The 17,092-nt window shown below is 57.5% G+C and carries 17 protein-coding genes; 10 read left to right on the top strand and 7 right to left on the bottom strand.

The features are described 5' to 3' along the window. Together btuF and JEM67_RS04465 are read left to right on the top strand one after the other, a co-directional pair. A complete protein-coding gene (gene btuF, locus JEM67_RS04470; protein ID WP_199638284.1) occupies positions 1–807 on the top strand; it encodes a vitamin B12 ABC transporter substrate-binding protein BtuF in 807 nt (268 codons plus the stop codon). Continuing rightward, on the top strand, positions 807–1,421 hold the full coding sequence (locus JEM67_RS04465) for a TRIC cation channel family protein (protein ID WP_199638282.1): 615 nt from the start codon (positions 807–809) through the stop codon (positions 1,419–1,421). The genes btuF and JEM67_RS04465 overlap by 1 nt, the downstream gene beginning before the upstream one ends. A 106-nt stretch (positions 1,422–1,527) precedes the next feature. On the opposite strand, the gene erpA is transcribed toward JEM67_RS04465, so the two are convergent. After that, entirely contained in the window at positions 1,528–1,872 is a 345-nt protein-coding gene (gene erpA, locus JEM67_RS04460) for an iron-sulfur cluster insertion protein ErpA (protein ID WP_004950184.1), read from the bottom strand. Positions 1,873–1,961: 89 nt separating this feature from the next. Then, a complete protein-coding gene (clcA, locus tag JEM67_RS04455; RefSeq protein ID WP_199638280.1) occupies positions 1,962–3,401 on the bottom strand; it encodes a H(+)/Cl(-) exchange transporter ClcA in 1,440 nt (479 codons plus the stop codon). Positions 3,402–3,580: 179 nt separating this feature from the next. Between clcA and hemL the strand changes: the two genes are divergently transcribed. Beyond that, positions 3,581–4,870: a glutamate-1-semialdehyde 2,1-aminomutase gene (gene hemL, locus JEM67_RS04450; RefSeq protein WP_199638278.1), complete on the top strand. Its 1,290-nt coding sequence runs from the start codon at positions 3,581–3,583 to the stop codon at positions 4,868–4,870. 59 nt (positions 4,871–4,929) lie between these two features. Here the strand turns inward: hemL and ampE are convergent, their stop codons facing one another. Then, positions 4,930–5,784 carry a beta-lactamase regulator AmpE gene (ampE, locus tag JEM67_RS04445; protein ID WP_013811511.1) on the bottom strand — a complete coding sequence of 285 codons (855 nt, stop codon included), beginning with the start codon at positions 5,782–5,784 and terminating at the stop codon, positions 4,930–4,932. Beyond that, a complete protein-coding gene (gene ampD / locus JEM67_RS04440; RefSeq protein WP_013811510.1) occupies positions 5,784–6,380 on the bottom strand; it encodes a 1,6-anhydro-N-acetylmuramyl-L-alanine amidase AmpD in 597 nt (198 codons plus the stop codon). Before ampD ends, ampE begins: the two co-directional genes overlap by 1 nt. 85 nt (positions 6,381–6,465) lie before the next feature. Between ampD and nadC the strand changes: the two genes are divergently transcribed. The 4 genes from nadC to hofC all read left to right on the top strand — a co-directional run bounded on the left by nadC (position 6,466) and on the right by hofC (position 10,646). Next, on the top strand, positions 6,466–7,356 hold the full coding sequence (gene nadC, locus JEM67_RS04435; protein WP_199638276.1) for a carboxylating nicotinate-nucleotide diphosphorylase: 891 nt from the start codon (positions 6,466–6,468) through the stop codon (positions 7,354–7,356). A 199-nt stretch (positions 7,357–7,555) separates the two neighbouring features. Beyond that, complete coding sequence (gene ppdD / locus JEM67_RS04430) at positions 7,556–8,005, top strand: prepilin peptidase-dependent pilin (protein WP_199638274.1); 450 nt, start codon at positions 7,556–7,558, stop codon at positions 8,003–8,005. Beyond that, complete coding sequence (gene gspE / locus JEM67_RS04425) at positions 8,002–9,450, top strand: type II secretion system protein GspE (protein WP_199638272.1); 1,449 nt, start codon at positions 8,002–8,004, stop codon at positions 9,448–9,450. The genes ppdD and gspE overlap by 4 nt, the downstream gene beginning before the upstream one ends. Beyond that, on the top strand, positions 9,447–10,646 hold the full coding sequence (gene hofC, locus JEM67_RS04420; protein ID WP_199638270.1) for a protein transport protein HofC: 1,200 nt from the start codon (positions 9,447–9,449) through the stop codon (positions 10,644–10,646). Before gspE ends, hofC begins: the two co-directional genes overlap by 4 nt. A gap of 62 nt (positions 10,647–10,708) precedes the next feature. Here the strand turns inward: hofC and JEM67_RS04415 are convergent, their stop codons facing one another. Next, the gene (locus JEM67_RS04415) at positions 10,709–11,752 is read right to left on the bottom strand and encodes a GMP reductase (protein WP_013811505.1); all 1,044 of its coding nucleotides are present in this window, start codon (positions 11,750–11,752) and stop codon (positions 10,709–10,711) included. A 446-nt stretch (positions 11,753–12,198) separates the two neighbouring features. On the opposite strand from JEM67_RS04415, the gene coaE reads away from it, so the two are divergent. From coaE to yacG, 3 genes are read left to right on the top strand one after another with little or no spacing between them, the layout of a single operon-like run. Beyond that, positions 12,199–12,813, top strand: a complete 615-nt coding sequence (gene coaE / locus JEM67_RS04410) for a dephospho-CoA kinase (protein WP_013811504.1) — start codon at positions 12,199–12,201, stop codon at positions 12,811–12,813. Between the two features lie 5 nt (positions 12,814–12,818). Continuing rightward, positions 12,819–13,571 (top strand): cell division protein ZapD, encoded by a 753-nt coding sequence (zapD, locus tag JEM67_RS04405; protein ID WP_013811503.1) that lies wholly within the window; start codon positions 12,819–12,821, stop codon positions 13,569–13,571. A 50-nt stretch (positions 13,572–13,621) separates the two neighbouring features. Then, a complete protein-coding gene (gene yacG, locus JEM67_RS04400; RefSeq protein ID WP_013811502.1) occupies positions 13,622–13,813 on the top strand; it encodes a DNA gyrase inhibitor YacG in 192 nt (63 codons plus the stop codon). A 40-nt stretch (positions 13,814–13,853) separates the two neighbouring features. Here yacG and mutT read toward each other — a convergent pair whose 3' ends face one another. Further along, positions 13,854–14,258, bottom strand: a complete 405-nt coding sequence (mutT, locus tag JEM67_RS04395; protein ID WP_013811501.1) for an 8-oxo-dGTP diphosphatase MutT — start codon at positions 14,256–14,258, stop codon at positions 13,854–13,856. Positions 14,259–14,364: 106 nt separating this feature from the next. After that, a complete protein-coding gene (secA, locus tag JEM67_RS04390; RefSeq protein WP_013811500.1) occupies positions 14,365–17,076 on the bottom strand; it encodes a preprotein translocase subunit SecA in 2,712 nt (903 codons plus the stop codon). Between the last annotated feature and the right edge of the window lie 16 nt (positions 17,077–17,092).

Raw genomic sequence — 17,092 nt, 5'->3', positions numbered from 1 at the left:
GTGAAGCCACGCCTTTCAGCCCTGTTGTGGCTGCTCGCGATCTGGGCGGCTCTGCCTGCCGGCGCCGCTCAGCGCGTGATCAGCCTGGCACCCAATGCCACCGAGCTTGCCTACGCCGCCGGCATGGGCGATACCCTGCTGGCGGTGAGCGCCTTCTCCGATTACCCGCCGGCGGCCAAAAAGCTGGAACAGGTGGCTTCCTGGCAAGGGATCAACCTGGAGCGGGTACTGGCGCTGAAGCCGGATCTGATCCTCGCCTGGCGCGGCGGCAATCCGCAACGGGTGCTGGATCAGCTCGCCGCCTTCGGTATCCCGATTTTTTATGCGGATGCCACCACGCTCGATGACATCGCCCAGTCGCTGGATGACCTGGCCAAATACAGCCCGCATCCGGAGCAGGCGCACCAGGCTGCGGGCACCATGCGCCAACAGATCGCCGCGCTGAAAGCAAAATACCCGCACAACCAGCCGCGCCGGGTCTTGTTGCAGTTTGGCACCCAGCCGCTGTTCACCAGCTCCGGCGCCACTCTGCAAAGCCAGGTGCTGTCGCTGTGCGGAGCGGAGAATATCTTTGCCGACAGCCGTATGCCGTGGCCGCAAATCAGCCGCGAGCAAGTGTTGGCCCGCCAGCCTCAGGCCGTAGTGATTACCGGCGACGCAAAAGAGATTGCCAGCGTGAAAGCCTTTTGGGCGCCACAGCTGCAAGTGCCGGTGATTGCGCTGAACGGCGACTGGTTCAACCGCGCCGGCCCGCGCATCATGCTGGCCGCACAACAACTGTGCAGCCAACTGGCGGAGCTCCCCTGATGCTGGTGTTTTGGCTGGATATTCTGGGTACTGCGGTTTTCGCCATCTCCGGCGTATTGCTGGCCGGCAAGTTGCGCATGGATCCGTTCGGCGTGTTGGTGCTCGGCGTGGTCACTGCGGTCGGTGGCGGCACCATCCGCGATATGGCGCTGGCCAATGGCCCGGTATTTTGGGTGAAAGACCCGACCGATCTGGTGGTGGCGATGATAACCTGCGTGCTGACGCTGCTGCTGGTACGCCAGCCGCGACGCCTGCCGAAATGGATCCTGCCGGTGCTGGATGCCGTCGGGCTGGCGGTGTTCGTCGGCATCGGCGTCAATAAAGCCTTCGCCGCCGATACCGGTGCGCTGGTGGCCGTGTGCATGGGGGTCATTACCGGGGTTGGCGGCGGTATTATCCGGGACGTCCTGGCGCGGGAAATTCCGATGATCCTGCGAACCGAAGTTTACGCCACCGCCTGTATTGTCGGCGGTATCGTCCACGTTACCGCTTTCGCTACCTTCGGTATGCCGCTGCAGCAGGCGATGATGCTTGGCATGGGCATCACGCTGGCGATCCGGCTGGCGGCCATCCGCTGGCATCTGAAACTGCCCGCGTTTATCCTCGAACGATAGCGACTGCCCGCCGAAGCAAACCCGGCTCGGGTCAGCATGAAATGGCAACCATAAAAAAACCCGCAAACCGGTGAGGTTGGCGGGTTTTATGCTGCTGCAGACGGGATCAGACGCTGAACGAAGAACCGCAGCCGCAGGTGGTTTTGGCGTTAGGGTTGGTTACCACGAAACGTGAACCTTCCAGCCCTTCGGTATAATCGACCGAACCGCCCACCAGATATTGCAGGCTCATTGGGTCAACCACCAGCGCAACGCCCTGCTTCTCGATGGTCATATCGCCATCGTTGACCTTGTCGTCAAAAGTGAAACCGTACTGGAATCCGCTGCAGCCGCCACCGGTAATGTAAACCCGCAACTTCAGATTCGGATTTTCTTCATCAGCAATCAGGACCTTAACCTTGCTTGCTGCTGCCTCGGTAAATTGCAGGGGCAGTGCTGTTTCATCACTCATACTCTTTACTCCCAACATTGTTCTGCATCAGGCCGCTACAATGGCAGTCTGATTAATGTTTTTGATTATCCAATACCTGAGTGCTGCGTTCAAGTATTCACCGCATTTGTTGTATTTTCTTTACCTGTTTTATTTGCCGCCTCACGCGCCTGCAGCACTTCCTGCCGCTGCAACGTACGGGCCAATATCGACGAATACAACGGCTTACCCCCGAGGAACTGCGCCACCAGCGTAGCACCAAGGCAGGTAATGATCATTGGCAGTATGAGCTGATAATTATCGGTCATCTCCAACACCAGCACGATCCCGGTCAAGGGTGCGCGCACCGTGGCGGCAAACAACGCGCCCATTCCGGCAATGGCGAAAGTACCGGCCTCAATGCCGTACTGTGGAAACAGGTGCGCGCCGGCCAGGCCAAAAGCGGTGCCAAACAGGGTGCCCAGCGCTAACATTGGCGCAAAGATCCCGCCCGGCGCGCCTGAACCAAAGCACAGCAGTGTGGTGATCACCCGTGCGATGAAAATAAACAGCAGCATACCGACGCTGTAATTGCCGGCAGCAGCAATGGGGATCAAACCAAAACCGCCCCCCGCCGCTTGCGGCTGGATCAGCCCAAGAATGCCGCACGTACCGCCGATCAGCCCACCAATCATCAGGATGTTGCGCATCTTCCCGCCATGGAAACGGGCAAACATATCTTGAGTGCGAAAAATCAGGGCGTTAAACATCACCCCAACGGCGCCGAATACCGCACCCAGCACCAGATACAGCCACAGCGTGTTGATCGGCGCAGAGGAAAGCTTGCCTACCTCAATCACCGAGTGTTCGCCGTTGAACAACTGAAACACCACGCTCGACATGATCACGCCGATAAATACCGCTTTAATCGAGATCAGGTTATAGCGGAACTGCGGACGCATTTCCTCAATGATAAACAGAATGCCCGCCAGCGGCGCATTGAAGGCGGCGGAAAGCCCGGCGGCCGCGCCGGTGGCCAGCAACGAATGACGCGCTTCGGCGCCGCGCATGCGGAAAATATCCAATACCATACGCCCGACGTTGCCCCCCATCTGCACCGTAGGCCCTTCACGGCCGAGCACCATACCCGCCCCCAGCGTGCCCATGCCACCGATAAACTTTACCGGGATCACCCGCCACCAGCGTACCGGACGCAGCTCTTCCAGCGCCCCTTCGATCTCCGGTATGCCTGAGCCGCCCGCTTCCGGCGCAAAACGGCGCACCAGGTAATACCCCAGCACCGCCAACGCAGCAGAAAGAATGAAGGCCAGCGGCCAAACCAGGAGCCAGGAATCGGCGACCTGCGCCAGCGCGGACAACCGCCGCTGCTGCACCCAGTCCACCGCCTTATCAAAGGCTACGCCGAGCAAACCCGCCAGGGCGCCCACCACCGCCGCCATAAACAGGATGGCCACCGGCGTTTTGTCTCGGCGGATAAACTGACGCACCGCGTCGCTGCGTTTCAGGCGTGGAGCCCGCGCTACCGGCGGCTGTTGCTGTAATTCAGTCATAATGGGTTATTCATTAACGGAATTAAATGTAATACAAATAGGGAAGCCGATTATTCTAACGCACCCGCTGAGCGACCGCCCCCCAAAATAGGTATCTGACTGTGATCGTTTCATATCGACGAACACTTCTCTAGAATAGCGCGATTAAATCATTCAAAAGAGAATCCAGGAGCCGATTTATGAGCTTACACAGCAAGTCCGAAAGTCTGTATGCCCAAGCGCAACAGGTGATCCCAGGTGGGGTTAACTCTCCGGTGCGTGCATTCACCGGCGTTGGCGGTGTGCCACTGTTTATCGAGCGGGCGGACGGGGCTTACCTGTTCGACGTCGACGGCAAAGCCTATATCGACTACGTCGGTTCCTGGGGCCCAATGGTGCTGGGGCACAACCACCCTGCGATCCGCAATGCGGTCATCGAAGCGGCGCAGCGCGGCCTGAGTTTTGGCGCCCCCACCGAGATGGAAGTCAAAATGGCGGAGTTGGTCACCGAACTGGTGCCGACCATGGATATGGTGCGGATGGTAAACTCGGGTACCGAGGCCACCATGAGCGCTATTCGTCTGGCGCGCGGCTACACCAACCGCGATAAAATCATCAAGTTCGAGGGCTGCTACCACGGCCACGCCGACTGCCTGCTGGTGAAAGCCGGTTCCGGCGCGCTGACCCTGGGCCAGCCGAACTCGCCGGGTGTGCCGGCCGATTTCGCCAAGCACACTCTGACCTGCACCTACAACGATCTGGATTCGGTCCGCGTCGCGTTCGAACAGTATCCTTCCGAGATCGCCTGCATCATCGTCGAGCCAGTCGCCGGCAACATGAACTGCGTGCCGCCGCTGCCGGAATTCCTGCCGGGCCTGCGGGCACTGTGCGACAAATACGGCGCATTGCTGATTATCGATGAAGTGATGACCGGCTTTCGCGTCGCGCTGGCCGGGGCGCAGGCCTATTACGATGTGGAGCCGGATCTTACCTGTCTGGGCAAAATCATCGGCGGCGGCATGCCTGTGGGCGCGTTCGGTGGTCGTCGCGACGTGATGGCGGCGCTGGCGCCAACCGGCCCGGTCTATCAGGCAGGAACGCTGTCCGGTAACCCGATTGCGATGGCGGCCGGTTATGCCTGCCTGACCGAGGTTTCGCGGATCGGTGTCCACCAGACGCTGACCGAATTGACCGATATGCTGGCGGCAGGCCTGCAGGATGCAGCCAAAGAAGAAAACGTCGCGCTGGTCGTCAACCACGTCGGCGGCATGTTCGGCCTGTTCTTTACCGATGCCCCGGCGGTGACCTGCTACCAGGACGTGATGCAGTGCGATGTGGAACGCTTTAAGCGCTTCTTCCATCTGATGCTGAATGAGGGGGTTTATCTGGCGCCTTCCGCCTTTGAAGCCGGCTTTATGTCCATTGCGCACAGCAAGGAAGACATTCAGCGCACCATCGATGCCGCACGCCGCTGCTTCGCCAAGCTGTAATATTTCGCGGTCAAACAAAAACGGGCGCCGGTGTGAACTGAGCGCCCGTTTTTATTTTGTTAGAGCAAGGTACCGTAAATCGTCAGCAGCGCCACTACCACCACGATAACCATCGTCACCTTGCGCGCCAGAGTGACCGCCGCACGCGGGGTTTGTACCGGATCCCTATGCGGATCGCGCGCCAGAGAGAACTGCGCCAGGCGAGTCAGTACCTGATATTGCGAGGTATGACGATCGCCCAACGACGCAAACCATGCCGGCAAAGCTTTTTCACCGTGCCCCAGCAGCGCGTAGGCCACGCCTGCCAGGCGCACCGGGATCCAGTCCAGCCAGTGCAACAGATGATCGATGCCGGACTGCGAACGCTCCAGAGGGGTATTGTGGCGCGCCAGCCAGGTTTGATAAGCACGCAGGAAAGCATAACCCGCCAGTGCGATTGGCCCGTATGGCCCGCAGACCACAAACCAAAACAGCGGCGCCAGATAATAACGGAAGTTAGTCCACAGCAGCGCATTTTGCAGCTCGCGCAGGCGCAGCTCTTCGCTGCAATCCACCGGCAAACCGTGGATCAGCGCCAGTTCCTCTGCCATCTGGTCGCTGGCATGGGCATCTCCCTGCCGCGCCGCCTTAAGATAAGCACGATAGTGTTTGCGCTTGATGCCGGCGCCCACACACAGCAAATCAATAATAATCCACAGCAGCAGCGTCACCACGCCGAAAAACAGCCCGTGAGCCAACCACAAAATGCCCCACACCACCACCATCCAGGCAACGGTCAGCAGCAGCGTCTGCGCCAGCGAAAACCTATGCAGCCGATGGAACACCACTTCCAGGCGATGATCCAGCTGCCAGTGCTCCCCCAGCTTGAACAAACGTTCCCACGCCAGAACCAGTAACAGCGTAAACAGCGTCATTAGCGACTCCTCTCCCTTTCCATTTTCCCAAGCATAGCGCCATCGGGCTCGCAGGGTTGTTCCAGAGATGCCAGATAAAAGTCCCAGTCAAACGCTGGGCCTGGATCGGTTTTGCGGCCAGGGGCGATGTTGCTGTGCCCGGTAATGCTCGCCGCCGACATCGGATAATACCTGATTAGCAGCGCGGTCACCGCTTTCAGGCTCTGATATTGCTGCGACGTGAACGGCAGTTGATCGGTACCTTCCAGCTCAATGCCGATCGAAAAATCGTTGCAGCGTTCGCGCCCCTGATACTCGGAAACGCCGGCGTGCCAGGCGCGCTTGTCGAACGGCACATACTGAATGATTTCACCCTCGCGGCGGATCAGACAATGCGCCGAGACCCGAAGCTGATGGATGCCGGAAAAATAGGGATGCTCTGCGGGATCGAGAGTGCCGGTAAACAACCGATCGATATAGGGACCGCCAAACTCGCCGGGCGGCAGGCTGATATTGTGGATCACCAGCAGCGAAGGGGCTTCATCATTCGGGCGAAGATCGCAATGCGGCGAAACGACCCGTTTCACCCCGACAATCCAGCCATGCTCTAACTGCATCAGACACCTCTCTGCGGTGGTACTTATCACGGCAACAGAGTAGCATGTTCCCCCTACGATCTTACCGTCCATTTCGGAGTTTTCTATGCCGACACGCCGCTACGATGCCGACAGTCGCCGCACCGAGCTTCTTGAACGAATTGAAAGCGATATCCCCTATGCCGTTGCCCAGGCGCTGCGCGAAGACCTGGGAGGCGAAGTCGATGCCGACCGCGATATTACCGCGCAATTGTTACCGGCCGACAAACAGGCAGAAGCCACCATTATCACCCGTGAACCCGGCGTATTTTGCGGCCGGCGCTGGTTGAGTGAAGTCTTCATCCAGCTGGGCAACCAGGTGAAGGTGGAATGGCTGGTGGCGGATGGCGATCGCCTGGTGCCTGACCAACCGCTGTGCAAACTGAGCGGGCCGGCGCGGATACTGCTGACCGGCGAGCGCACTGCGCTGAACTTTGTGCAGACGCTTTCCGGCGTAGCGACCGAAGTCAGCCGTTATGTGGCACTGCTGCAGGGGACGCAAACCCGCCTGCTGGATACGCGCAAGACCCTGCCGGGACTGCGTACCGCACTGAAATATGCGGTGCTGTGCGGTGGCGGCAGCAATCACCGGTTGGGATTATCCGATGCCTTCCTGATCAAGGAAAACCACATCATCGCCTCCGGTTCGATCAAAAATGCGGTCGAGAAAGCTTTTTGGCTGCATGCCGACGTGCCGGTCGAAGTGGAAGTAGAATCCCTCGATGAGCTGCAACAGGCGCTGGATGCCGGCGCCGACATCGTCATGCTGGATAACTTCAGCGTCGAGATGATGCGTGCCGCGGTGGCGCAGACCCAAGGCCGCGCACAGTTGGAAGTTTCCGGCAACGTGACCAGCGAAACCCTGCGCACCTTCGCCGAAACCGGCGTGGACTACATCTCCGTTGGCGCGCTGACCAAACATGTGACCGCACTCGATCTGTCAATGCGCTTCAAATAATCTCTGCCATTCACATCGTCCTGGCTAGCTGGGACGGTGCTTTTTCGTCAAAACTGCGAACCCCGCCGCAACTATTTTCATGCCGCTGCAAACTGAACAACTTGCCATGGAAGCACGCCGCAGAACACTGACTCCCCGCTAGAAGCCCGCTGTATGAGCCGTTACCGTTACCCCCACATTCACAGGGAGGCAATAACAAATGGAAACACAGCGCGGTTTTACTCTGATCGAACTGATGGTGGTGATCGCCATTATCGCAATATTGAGCGCCATAGGCATACCCGCCTACCAACGTTACATCCAGAAAGCGGCGATGACTGACATTCTGCAAGTCATGACCCCTTACAAGCTGGCCGTGGAGCTGTGCGTGCTCGATGGCGGCGCACCGGCGGGTTGTAATGCCGGCAGTAAAGGTATTCCTGCCAGCGGCACCTCACGTTACGTCAGCGTCGTTAAGGTCAGTCAGGGCGTGATCACGCTGACCGGCACGCAAACGCTGCAAGGGCTGACCGTAGCGCTGACGCCCACCCAGAACGCCAGCGGCCTGACGCGTTGGACACGCCAATGCACCAGCGACAACGTCAATCTGCAGGAGACCTGCCAGGAAGTCTTCCGCTTTGATGATACGCCGAAGGGGGCGTCTCAATGAGCATCGGTATCAGCGATGAAATTCACGCCCTGTGCCAGCGCTACCAGGCGCTGGCCCTCAGCGAAGACGACGACAGCCTGACCGTTGCCCTGAACGCTGAAGTACCGCAGGGGCTGCTGCCGGCCCTGCGTTTCGCCACCGGCAAACGTATTCATCTGGAGCAGTGGCCTGCGGCCCGACTGGAGCTGGAACTGAACCGCCGGCAAATGCAGGGTGACAGGCTTGGGCAAAGCGCGCCGGAAGCCGAGCCGGACGCATCCTCATTAAATGACGACAGCGACGCGCCCGTGGTGCAGTTTATCAACCAAACTCTGCGCATCGCCATACAACGACGCGCTTCGGACATTCATTTCGAACCTTATCTGCAGACTCTGCGTATCCGGCTGCGCATCGACGGCGTGTTGCAGGCCATAGCTTCACCACCTTTTCCCCTGGCCGCACGCCTTATCGCCCGGCTGAAGATCATGGGGCAGTTGGATATCGCCGAGCGCCGGCTGCCGCAGGATGGGCAGCTCAGCGTACAACTGGATAACGCCAGTTATTCAATGCGTATCGCTACCTTGCCGACACTGCACGGTGAAAAAGTGGTGCTGAGGATCCTGCAAACCGAACGCCAGGAGCTGCCGTTGGATCGGTTAGGCATGAGCCAAACGGCGCTGGCGCAGTATGCTGAGGCACTGTCCTGCCCCCAGGGCATGATCCTGGTCACAGGCCCGACCGGCAGCGGTAAAACCGTCACGCTGTACAGCGGCCTGCGACAATTGAATGACGCGCAAAGCAATTTGTGCAGCGTCGAGGACCCGATTGAAATTCCGCTGTTCGGCGTCAACCAGACCCAGATAAACCCCAAAACCGAGCTGGATTTTTCTCGCGTGTTGCGCGCCTTGTTGCGCCAGGATCCGGACGTCATCATGATCGGTGAGATCCGCGACCGGGAAACGGCGGAAATCGCAGTGAAAGCGGCTCAAACCGGTCATCTGGTCCTCTCGACGCTGCACACCAACTCCACCAGCGAAACCCTGACGCGCCTGACCCATATGGGTATTCCGGGTTATCTGATCGCCGCCTGTCTGAAGCTGGTCATCGCCCAACGGCTGGTGCGCAAGCTGTGCAGTCACTGTCGCTATCAACAGAACCTGCCCGTTCACTTTCCCACCGCCATTTGGGCCACCCCCCTGTTGCCCTGGCAGGCTGACGGCTGCGAACACTGCTTTAGCGGTTACTACGGCCGCACTGGGGTCTATGAGTTGCTGATGATCACTCCAGAAGTTCAAGCCGGTCTGCTGCAAGGCGCAGCTCCCGGTCAACTGGCCGATATTGCCCGACAACAAGGGCAGATAACGCTGCTGCAAGCCGGATTAACGCTGGTTTCTCAGGGCTTCACCTCGTTGGAAGAGGTATATCGCATTGTCGGCATCACCGCCGAAAGCGGAGCGGCACCGTGAAAGCACAGCGCCTTTTCCTGTGGCAAGCAGTCGATCCTCACGGCCAGTTACGCCAGGGGGAGCGGATGAGCAACGAAAAACACGTGGTCAGCCAGTGGCTCATTGAGCAGGGGTTGCAACCCTGCCAGATTAATAGCGGGAAACGCATTGCCCCCGCTCAGTGGCGGGGCGAGCCCATGATCCAATTCACCCGCCAGCTCGCCACCCTGCTGCAAGCCGGGTTACCGCTGGTCAACGGATTGCAACTGTTGGCGGAAGAGCACCCATCTGCCGCCTGGCGCTGCCTGCTGCGCGAGATAACCGAACAGGTACGGCAGGGTCAACCCTTCTCCGACGTTATCGCCGGGCAACGCGCCATCTTTCCGCTCATCTACCGTCAGTTAATCGCTATCGGGGAACTGACCGGCAATCTTGACGCTTGCTGCCTGCAACTGGCTCAACAGCAGGAGGCGCAACAAAAACTGCAAAAAAAAGTGATTAAGGCACTGCGCTACCCGCTGTTTATCTGCGCAGTAGCGCTGTTGGTGAGCATTCTGATGCTGGTGATGGTGCTTCCGGAGTTTGCCGGCGTCTACCAGTCGTTCGATGCGCCATTGCCCTGGTTTACCCAAGGGCTGTTGAACCTGTCCGCGATCTTGGTCCACAGCGGTCCCTGGCTGGTGTTGATAATGGCCGGCGCGGTGTTTTCCTATTTCCGCTGGCTGCATCCACAGCCGCAATGGCGCAGGCGCGAACAGGCGACGCTGTTGCGTTTACCGTTGATCGCGCAACTGATCAAAGGCGGCAACCTGAGCCAAATATTCCGTATTCTGGCCATGACTCAGCAGGCGGGCCTCACCCTGGTTGAAGGCCTGAACGCCGCGGCGCTGTCGGTAGACAGCCTGTTTTACCGCCAGGCGATTGAGACGGTTCGGCAACAGATTGCACAGGGGCATACTTTCTACAGCGCCCTGGGGCAACAGGCTCTATTCCCCCCATTATGCCAACAGTTGGTGCGGGTGGGCGAAGAGTCTGGCTCGCTTGACACCTTGCTGGGCAAGCTGGCGCTGTGGCATGAGCAGCAAACCTTTGAACTGGCCGATACGCTGGCGCAAACGCTGGAGCCGATATTGATGCTGGTGGTGGGAGGAATAGTCGGGACGCTGGTGATCGCCATGTATTTGCCGATATTTCAGCTGGGAAATGTTTTGGGATAAACAGAACGATCCGGGGCACAGCAGAATGTGAGCCGTTCCCCGGAGAGGGGCTTTATTACGGGTTACTTAGCACCGAATACGCGGTTTTCCTGCTCCGCAACGCGGATAAAGGTGGTACGTTTGGTCAACTCTTTCAGGCGTTCTGCACCGACATAGGTGCAGGCTGAGCGCAACCCCCCGAGAATATCACGGACGGTAAACTCAACCTCGCCGCGCAGAGGCAGCTTAACGGTTTTGCCCTCAGCGGCACGGTATTCGGCAACACCGCCCACATGGCGCTTCATCGCCGACTCTGAGCTCATGCCGTAGAACAGCATGAATTTTTCGCCGTTCTCTTCCACTACGGTGCCTTCACACTCGTCATGACCGGCCAACATGCCGCCCAGCATGACAAAATCAGCGCCGCCGCCAAAGGCTTTGGCCACGTCGCCCGGCACAGAACAGCCGCCATCGCTGACGATTTGGCCGCCGAGGCCGTGTGCCGCATCGGCACATTCAATCACCGCAGACAACTGCGGATAACCGACACCGGTTTTTACCCGGGTGGTGCAAACCGACCCCGGACCAATGCCGACTTTTACGATATCGGCACCAGACAGGATCAATTCCTCCACCATTTCGCCAGTAACCACGTTACCGGCGCAGATCACATGGTTCGGGCAAGCTTCGCGCGCTTTCTGCAAGAAGGCGACAAAATGTTCCGAGTAACCGTTGGCCACGTCAATGCAGATAAACTTCAGACCCGGAGACAACGCCAGAATCTGCTTCATCTTCACAAAGTCGGCCTCGGAGGTGCCGGTTGAAACCATAACGTGGCGCAGTACCGATGCCGGTACGCGCTGCACGAATGCGGCCCATTGCTCAACGGTGTAGTGTTTGTGTACGGCGGTGAGAACGTCGAAGGAAGCCAGAGCCTCTGCCATGCTGAAGGTGCCGACCGTGTCCATGTTGGCGGCAATAATCGGCACACCGGACCAGTTCCAGCCAGAATGTTTGAAGGTAAACTGGCGTTCCAGTTCAACCTCAGAACGGCTTTTCAACGTGGAGCGCTTTGGGCGAATCAACACATCTTTAAAGCCTAACTTCAAATCTTCTTCAATACGCATGACTTATGATTTCCTGGTTTTTGGCGACGGATCGCAGGAGAGTATTCGAACCTATACCCTATAAATTTCGAGTTGCAGGAAGGCGACAAGAACGAGAGTCCCGATGAGCTTACTCACGTAAGTGATTCGGGTGAACGCTCGCAGTCAACACGCCTGCAGCTTGAAGAATGACGGGTATAGATTAATGCCAGTTCCAGTGACGCTATCATACGCGCTAATAATCACCGGACAAGACTGCGAATTCACCTTTGTTTACGCTACAATCCGACAAATTTACCTACGAACATGCGGCGTGATTTATCGCTCATTTTCCTTTCCCTGCCGCATTTTTTATCACCGTACAACGCAACCTGCCGGGCTAGCGTTCCCTACTGACTTGCACTTCTGCACGATCGCTTTATGATTCGTCTATTATTTTTTTATGAATATCGAGTGCATTTTATACCATGGCCTACATTGTAGCGTTGACAGGGGGTATCGGCAGCGGCAAGTCCACCGTAGCAGAAGCCTTTGCCCGCCACGGCGTGGAGATTGTCGACGCTGACGTCATTGCACGGCAGGTTGTCGAACCCGGCACCCCTGCTTTAGCCGCTATCGCCGAACGTTTTGGTAATGAAATGTTGCTGGCTGACGGCACGCTTAACCGCACGGCACTGCGGCAGCGTATATTCAGCACCCCGGATGAAAAGCGCTGGCTGAATCAATTGCTGCACCCGCTGATTCATCAGGAAACCCAACGCCAGTTGGCGCAGGTCGCCAGCCCCTATGCGTTGTGGGTTGTGCCACTGCTGGTGGAAAACAGCCTGCAAGCGCGCGCAGATCGCGTGTTGGTGGTCGACGTCGACAGCGAAACACAGTTGGCGAGAACCATTACCCGCGACGGGATAAGCCGCCAACAGGCACAGAACATAGTGTCCGCACAGGCCACACGCGAGCAGCGCCTGGCCGCTGCAGACGACATAATCGATAATAGCGGTGCCGCTCAGGGGATAGAGCCATTTGTTGCCGCACTGCATCGCCGCTACCTTGAACTGGCGGCATCAGCGACCCGACAGGATTAAACTGAATGAGTGATGTTTCCCCAAGCGTTCTTTTTGAACATCCGTTGAATGAAAAAATGCGCACCTGGCTGCGTATCGAGTTTTTGCTGCAACAATTGCATGGCCAGCGGGCGCTGAGCGAAACCGCCATTGCACTGACCTTCTTCCGCACTGTGTCGGACCTGCTGGACGTATTGGAACGTGGCGAAGTACGCACCGAACTGCTGAAAGAGTTGGAGCGTCAGCAACAAAAACTGTTGGCATGGACCGATGTACCGGGCGTCGATATGTCTCTGATGGACCAGCTACGCGGTCAACTGAAGGTGCGCGCAGCAGCGCTGATGTCCGCTCCGCGTCTGGGGCAGGCGCTGCGCGAAGATCGGCTGATAAGCCTGGTGCGCCAACGTCTGAGCATTCCCGGCGGCTGTTGCAGCTTTGACTTGCCCACATTGCACATGTGGATGCATGCACCGCAGCAAGAACGGGACGCCGACGTCGCTGACTGGCTGCAGGCACTGGAGCCGTTGAATCTGGCGCTGACTATGGTGCTGGATCTGATTCGTCAGGCCGGCCCATTCCGCAACCAGATCAGTTTGAACGGTTTCTTCCAAGATAACGCGGAAGGCGCAGACCTGTTGCGTTTGCGCATTAGCCTGACACATCAGCTTTATCCGCAGATCTCCGGCCATAAGACGCGTTATGCGATCCGCTTCCTGCCTCTGGACAGCGAGCTTGGCGTGGTGCCGGAACGGTTAACCTTTGAGTTAGCCTGTTGCTAACCCAATGACATAAAGACCTTTCACGCGTTGGAAGGAAGTAAGGAAAAGAGATGACTACCGTAGTGAAATGCCCAACCTGTGGCAAAGGTGTGGTTTGGGGTGAAGTGAGCCCGTTCCGCCCATTTTGCAGCAAACGCTGCCAGTTAATCGATCTCGGCGAATGGGCCGATGAAGAAAAACGCATTCCCAGCAACAGCGATCTGTCGGAAAGCGAAGAATGGAGTGAAGAAGACGATCGCTGATTGTCTCTCTTTCGGCCTGGCGCCAGCCAGGCCGCCCGTCTTATTGCGCAGCGTTCGCCTGCGTCACCAACAGCTTGATAATACTGACATTGGCCTCGGGAAATTCGTCCTCCCGCAGTTCGGCCTGCTTCACCCAACGCATAGGCTGGCCTTCACGACCGAACGGTTCCCCTGCCCAACCTTCCACCAGATAAAAATTCAGCGTCACGATACGATCGCTAAAGCGGTGCTCCAGCACCTCCAACAGCTCAGCCCGTTCAGTTTCAATTCCGGTTTCCTCCAGCAGTTCACGATTGAGCGCCTGCTCCGGGGTTTCCCCTTGCTCAATTTTGCCGCCGGGAAACTCCCAGAAACCGGCCATATGTGAATCTGCGGCACGACGGGTAATAAAAATTTCCTGCTGGGCATTGCGAATGATACCGACGGCGATGTTCAGATGTTTCATCGCATACTCCTGATTAATTCATAAGGGCGCGGACTCTGGCCCTAAAAAACAGGGGCTCAGCATGCTGACCCCCTGGGTTTGACTCGTTAAACGCTGCCGAGCTTACTTACTTCTGCAGACGGCCGTGGCACTGTTTGTATTTTTTACCGGATCCACATGGGCAAAGATCGTTGCGGCCCACCTTGCGCTCCGCGCTTGCAGGAGCATTAGAGTCTTCGGTAACCAACGCATTTTCTTCGTAGTGGCTCAGCTGTTGCTGTGCTGCAAGGCGCTCAGCTTCTTCGCGACGCTGCAGCTCCATGGCTTCAACCTCTTCCGGCATCCGCACCTGCACTTTACTCAGCACGCTGATCACTTCGTATTTCAGCGATTCCAGCATGGTCGCAAACATATTGAAGGATTCACGTTTGTACTCTTGCTTAGGATCTTTCTGCGCGTAGCCACGCAGATGGATGCCCTGGCGCAGATAGTCCATTGCCGCCAGATGCTCCTTCCACAGGGAATCCAGCGTTTGCAGCATCACGCCCTTCTCGAAGTTGCGCATCATATCTGTGCCAACCACTTCTTCTTTGCGCAGATAGTCTTCCTTGGCCTTTTCCAGAATACGCTCACGCAGCGTTTCTTCGTGCAGATCCGGCTCTTTATCCAGCCATTCGGCGATTGGCATATCCAGATCGAAGTCGTTTTTCAAGCGCTCTTCCAGACCTTGAATATCCCACTCTTCTTCCAGCGACTGCGGCGTGATGTAGCTGTCAATGGTGGTTTTGAAGACGTCTTCACGGATGCTGGCAATGGTTTCGCTCACATCGGACACGTCCAGCAGTTCATTACGCTGGCTATAGATAGCGCGACGCTGATCGCTGGCCACATCATCGTATTCCAGCAGTTGCTTACGAATATCGAAGTTGCGGCTTTCTACTTTACGCTGTGCGTTGGCAATCGCCTTGGTGACCCATGGGTGTTCAATGGCCTCACCCTCTTTCATACCCAGTTTACGCATCATGCCGGAAACGCGATCCGAGGCGAAAATACGCATCAAGGCATCTTCCATCGACAGGTAGAAGCGGGATGAACCGGCATCGCCCTGACGACCGGAACGGCCGCGCAGCTGGTTATCGATACGGCGTGATTCATGGCGCTCGGTACCAATGATGTGCAAGCCACCCGCCTTCAATACCGCTTCATGGCGGATTTTCCAGTCTTCTTTAATCGCCGCAATTTGCTCTTCGGTTGGGTCTTCCAACTGGGCAATTTCCGCCTGCCAGCTGCCACCCAACACGATATCGGTACCACGGCCCGCCATGTTGGTGGCGATAGTCACCGCACCGGTCTGGCCGGCCTGCGCCACAATGTCCGCTTCCATAGCGTGGAATTTGGCGTTCAGCACTTTGTGGTCAATACCGGCTTTCGCCAGTTCGCGGGAAACGACTTCGGATTTTTCGATCGAGATCGTCCCCACCAGCACCGGCTGGCCGTTGGCGGTACGCTCGCGGATATCTTCAATGATGGCGCCAATCTTCTCCAGCTCGGTCATATAGACCAGATCCGGCATGTCTTTACGCAGCATTGGGCGGTTGGTCGGCACCACGATGGTATCCAGCTTGTAGATAGAGCTGAATTCAAACGCCTCGGTGTCGGCGGTACCGGTCATCCCGGCCAGCTTCTCGTACAGGCGGAAGTAGTTCTGGAAGGTGATGGATGCCAGCGTCTGGTTCTCGTTCTGGATTTCCACGCCTTCTTTGGCTTCCACCGCCTGATGCAGACCATCTGACCAACGCCGGCCCTGCATGGTACGGCCGGTATGTTCGTCAACGATGATCACTTCACCGTCTTTCACGATGTAGTCAACGTCGCGGGTGAACAGCACGTGCGCGCGCAGAGCGGCAGTCACATGGTGCATCAACATGATGTTGGTCGGTGAGTACAGTGACTCCCCTTCTTCCATAATGCCGGCTTCCACCAGCATTTCTTCGATCAGGATCAGGCCGCGTTCGGTCAGGTGCACCTGGCGCGCTTTCTCGTCTACCGAGAAGTGGCCTTCGCCCTGGAAGGAGTCTGAATCCTCTTTTTCCTGACGGATAAGCTTTGGAATCAGTTTATTGACCTTAATGTACATTTCTGAGCTGTCTTCGGCCGGGCCGGAGATGATCAGCGGAGTACGGGCTTCATCGATCAGGATGGAGTCAACCTCATCCACCAGCGCATAGTGAAGCTTGCGCTGAACGCGCTCTTCCGGGCTGAACGCCATGTTGTCGCGCAGATAGTCGAAGCCGTATTCGTTGTTGGTGCCGTAAGTAATATCGGCGGCATAGGCTTCACGCTTGGCCGGTGCAGGCATGCCCGGCAGGTTGATGCCGATGCTCAGGCCAAGGAACTCGAACAGCGGGCGGTTGTTTTCGGCATCACGCTGTGCCAGATAGTCGTTGACGGTCACCACGTGTACGCCGCGGCCGCTTAAGGCGTTCAGGTAGGCGGGCAGGGTTGCGGTCAGAGTCTTACCTTCACCGGTGCGCATTTCTGCGATGCAGCGGTCGTTCAGTACCATACCGCCCAGCAGCTGCACGTCGAAATGGCGCATGCCGAATACGCGCTTGCTCGCTTCACGTACCACGGCGAAAGCTTCCGGCAGCAGGTTTTCCAGCACTTCACCCTTTTCCAGGCGCGCGCGGAACTCGTTGGTCTTGGCTTTCAGCTCGTCATCGGACAGCTTTTCCATGTCCGGTTCCATGCGGTTGATCAGTTCAACCGACTTACGCATGCGGCGCAGTGTACGATCGTTACGGCTACCAAAAACTTTGGTCAATAATTTCACTAACATGATGTTTAATATCTCT

It is taken from the genome of Serratia sp. PAMC26656, from assembly GCF_016469055.2.
Lineage (GTDB): Bacteria > Pseudomonadota > Gammaproteobacteria > Enterobacterales > Enterobacteriaceae > Serratia > Serratia plymuthica.
The sequence above is the reverse complement of the archived record's forward strand: the minus strand, read 5'-3'. Positions and strand labels throughout refer to the sequence as shown.